Here is a 4,184-nt window from a genome sequence, read left to right on the forward strand (position 1 = left end):
AGCCGAAATGGGGGAGTAACATCAGCCTCACGCCGGCGCTGCGAGTCCGCTACCTGAATGCGCACTTCGGTGGCTATACGGAGAGCGGTTCCACCGCCAATCTCTCGATCGTGGATCGCGACTATCAGGCCTGGGAGGAGCGCGTCGAACTGCGTCTTGCCAACATCATCGCGCTCGGCGGCGGCCGTCTCGCTGCCCATGTGGCTGGAGGCGCCGTCGCGCAACAGCGCATCGCCGGCGGGCAGATCGGCGTCGGACTGGAAGGGCAGACCACGCTGGTCTCGTCATCTGATCGTGCCCGAACTCTAGGTGGATTCGGCAAGGCGGGGCTCGATTGGCAGTCCGGCCATCTGACGATGTTCGCGGCGGGTGAGGCGATCTACGTCAACGACTCCTCGCGCAGCTACGCTGGCAAAGGTGGCGTGCGCGTCACGTGGTAGGCGAGCGAAGCGTGGCATGCCATGGATCAACGCGCGCCGTCGTTCCGTCGCTTGATGGCTTTCGGCCATTCGGAATCGAGCCGGCGCATGCCCGGCGGCGAGTGAAGCTCTGCGACGTCGACCATTCGCGGTGCGGCTGCAACGGCCGGCGGTATCACGCGGGAGAACCCGGCAGTGCCGATCGTGCTCGCATTGTGGCGGACTACACATTTTGGGTAGTCCGGACTACGCATTTTGGGTGGTTCCACACGCGCACCAGCAGGATAGCGGTGATTGCTCGCGACGCGAGACTCGTCGTAAGTGTCAATTGCCGTCTGCGGCGGTAGCAGCTTGCGGTCAGCTGATGGCGGGCACTGCTTGTGAACGGCCGTGACGCCAGCTAGCATGATCGGTCATCCAAATTTAAGTGACATAAACAATCAGGACTGCGTCTCGAAACGCAGCGTGATGGGAGGCTACGTCGATGTTCGAATCTTGCTCGCGAACGAATGCGAGGACGCGTCCGCGCGAATCCGATGGCAGCCGCCTCGATCCAACGGACAAATCTCCCCGGCGATCGCAATGATCGTAACAAAGCACAAAGCTGAATCGTATCGTTGTGCGGGGAGCCCTGCGACTGTGACCACGAAGCCAGATGACATTCCGATCCGAGCCATCTCTCGGCACAGCGTTGCCTATCTCCTGAACTCGATCGGCGAGATCCTCCATCATTACAAGTTCAATCCGCTGGATGTGCTCATTCTCTACACCATCCTGCATGCGAACTCGTTGAAGGTCATCAAGGATCCGACGCTGGACAGGAAGTACGGCGACTACGATACGCTCGAACCCGACGACATCAAGCAGGGTATTTCGCGCTCGGCCGTCGCCCGCTATCTCAACGTTCCGTTCGAGACGGTCAGGCGGCGCGTCGAGACGATGATCCAGAAGGGCCTGCTGACGGAAACGCGCCGGGGGCTCATCATCACTCAGATGAACGAGTATCGTCTCGGCAGCAACTACGACATTCAGCGGCTGAACATACGCCTGCTGCGGAGGTTTCTACGCGACTTGTCGCGCCTCGGCATTGATAGTTACGAGGATCTCTGATCGCTGCGCGCAGGCGCGTGGTGTCGTAGCTCGGAACGGCGCTCCCCTACTCAGTTTGGGCAGGGGAGCGAAAATCAGCCATCTTGAACGCACACGAATTTACCGGGGGCCGACCAACCTCGGAGAGACGTATGCAACGCAATCTCGCGCAATGCAGTCATTATCAGCAACTGCCGGATCATCTGCCGTTTGGCGGCGTCACGCGCCGGACGATGTCCTGCATCGCGTGTCTCGTGTCGTTGTCCGGCTCGGCGAGCTATGCGGCATCGGCGGTCGCGACGGGGCCTGCCGCTGCCGTCCCGCCAACTCCGCCGGCGATCACGGCGGCTCCCAGGCCTGCTGTCGCACCCGCGGCGGCGATGTCGATCACGCCGGCCGCGAGCGCGAGGCCGGTGCTTGCCGCCCCGGCGGCCGCCAATGTCAGGCCCGTGGTCGCAGCACCGGGTCAGGCGGCGGGCGCGACGGCCGCCATCAAGCCTGCAGCCGTTGCGGCGGCGCCGGCGAAGCCTGTCGTCGCAGCCCCAGGTCAGGCGGCGGGCACGGCGGCTGTCGCCAAGCCGGCGGCCGTTGCGGCGGCGCCTGTGAAGGTTGCGACAGTCCCGGCGGTGGCTGTGAAGCCGGCCACTCCGGCGCAGGCTGCGGCCCCGGCAGGGTTGACCGGGGACAACGCAAAGCTCGCCGGGCTGGTCGTTCAGCGCGATCAGGTGAAGGCCGACTTCCAGGCGGCCGTCTCCGCAGCACAAGCGCAGTTTGCCAAGGACCGCAATGCCACCGCCTTCCAGAGCGCGCTCGCCAACGCCCAGGTCCAGCTGTCGAACAAGGTCACGCCGATCTTCCAGCAGATGATCGGGGTCAATCGCACCGGCATCGCCGGCGATGACATCACGTTGGCGGACATCAAGGCGTTTGCCGCCAAGACGCCGGCCAATACACCGGCCAAGACGCCGGCTGCGGCGCCTCCCGCGGCACCTGCGACGGCTGCCGCTGCCGGCAACGGCAACGCCGCAACCACCGCGACCGCTGCGAACAACCCCGCAGCCAAGCCGGTGGTGCAGCAGGTTCCGGCTGGGCTGACGGGCGACAATGCGAAGCTCGCGATGCTCGTCATCCAACGCGACCAGGTCGATGCCGCGTTCCGCCAGGCGGTCACCGCCGCTCAGGTGCAGTTCGGCAAGGACGGCAATGCCGTGGCCTACCAGAATGCGCTGTCCACCGCCCAGGCGCAGCTCTCGAACAAGGTCACGCCGATCTTCCAGCAGATGATTCCCGTCAATCATACGGGTCTCGACGGCGACGACATCACGCTCAACGACATTCAGGCGTTTGCCGCCAGAATGTAACGGGCGAGCAGGCTGTCATCCGCATCGAAGACCGGCACCGTCGCGATCGCAGGCTGGTGCCGGACTGCGTCCTGCGACCATCTCCCTGATAGGAACGAGTGAATGACCGGTCGGCGAAGGATGCTCTTTCGCAGCGCTCCCGCGCGCATGATCGACCCGCGTGCCTTCACGCTGGCGCTGTGCGTCATTGTCTCGACCACCCTCGACGCCCGGTCGCGAAGCGACGATCCCGCCGGAGCGTCGATGATGCAAGCGGCCACGCCGATGCGGCCGGTTCACGCGCTGCTGCTGGATCCGCGCTCGCTTGCCTGGAATGCGCGCGTCCGCGGCCGGACGATCCTGAGAATGTTGCCCGGGCGTATGGCCTCGTCCGCAATCGGCCTCAGCCGGCGGTACAACCTTCTGGACCCGCTGCCGCCGGCCGTGTCCATGGGCTTTGGGTGGCCCGCGCCGCCTGAGACCAAGGGGATTGCTGACGGAAACAACCCTGCCCGGGCACCCGAGGCGCATCTCCGTTGGGGCGTCCATCCAAGGAACCCCGCGGCTGGGATCAATGGAGAGGACTCGTCTGTGCTACCGGCCGATCGCACGGCCGCTGCGTCGGAAGGGGCCGTGCGGACGAACCCTCGGGAAGACGGCAAAGTCGATGGAGTCCTGTTTGATCCCGCGCGCCTCATCCTCGTGTCGAGTTTCGATTCGAGGCCCGTCGCCGGGACGGCCTCGCTCGTCAGCGGTGCCGTCTATTCGGTGACGGAGCAGTATCAGCTCGGAGTGCTGGTCCCAGCGGCCTATGCTGGCGACGCCGGCGAGACGGTCCGTAACCTGCCGAACAGCGGCGTGATCGTGCGCAATACGTTCTCGACGCAGATCACGAACGAGCTCTATGCCGGCGTGGTCGGAGACATCGCGATCGGCCGGCTGCCGTCCGGATGGGGCATCGTCGGACTTTCCAGCGCGGCGTTGACGGTGACCCCGTTCGCCGGACTGCGGTGGGACGCCAACGATTTGGTGTTGAGCGCATCGGTCGGTGCGAACACCGTGCTGACCGCACGCATCATGCACGTCGTTTCGCCTGTCCTGAGCGTGGGCTTGGAATACGCGGCGGCATCCGATCCGGGCCGCGATGCTCTGTCGTTCGGGAGGGCGCAGTCGCTCTTCGCGCTGGCTGATTTTGCCCACGAGAGCGGCCGCTACGGGATCGGCATCGGCGCTCATCTGGTCGGATCGAAGATCGACCTGGGAGTCCGCCTCGGCGTAACTCATAACTTTAGAAACTGATAGCCGCGCTCCGCGCCTTCATGCGAGTCGATTGTTG

4 protein-coding genes are annotated in these 4,184 nt (G+C 64.8%); all 4 read left to right on the top strand.

What is annotated here, in order from left to right; genetic code table 11:
* Nucleotides 1-440 (top strand): autotransporter domain-containing protein (locus tag BRAS3809_RS19360; protein WP_035656974.1); only part of this gene is annotated, 440 nt, incomplete at its 5' end.
* 618 nt (nt 441-1,058) lie between these two features.
* A complete protein-coding gene (locus BRAS3809_RS19365) occupies nt 1,059-1,529 on the top strand; it encodes a helix-turn-helix domain-containing protein (RefSeq protein ID WP_008963760.1) in 471 nt (156 codons plus the stop codon).
* Between the two features lie 131 nt (nt 1,530-1,660).
* On the top strand, nt 1,661-2,869 hold the full coding sequence (locus tag BRAS3809_RS34395) for a hypothetical protein (RefSeq protein WP_008963761.1): 1,209 nt from the start codon (nt 1,661-1,663) through the stop codon (nt 2,867-2,869).
* Nucleotides 2,870-2,971: 102 nt separating this feature from the next.
* The gene (locus tag BRAS3809_RS19375) at nt 2,972-4,147 is read left to right on the top strand and encodes a hypothetical protein (RefSeq protein ID WP_008963763.1); all 1,176 of its coding nucleotides are present in this window, start codon (nt 2,972-2,974) and stop codon (nt 4,145-4,147) included.
* Nucleotides 4,148-4,184: the final 37 nt, after the last annotated feature.

The organism is Bradyrhizobium sp. STM 3809, from assembly GCF_000239795.1.
In the GTDB taxonomy this organism is placed as follows: domain Bacteria; phylum Pseudomonadota; class Alphaproteobacteria; order Rhizobiales; family Xanthobacteraceae; genus Bradyrhizobium.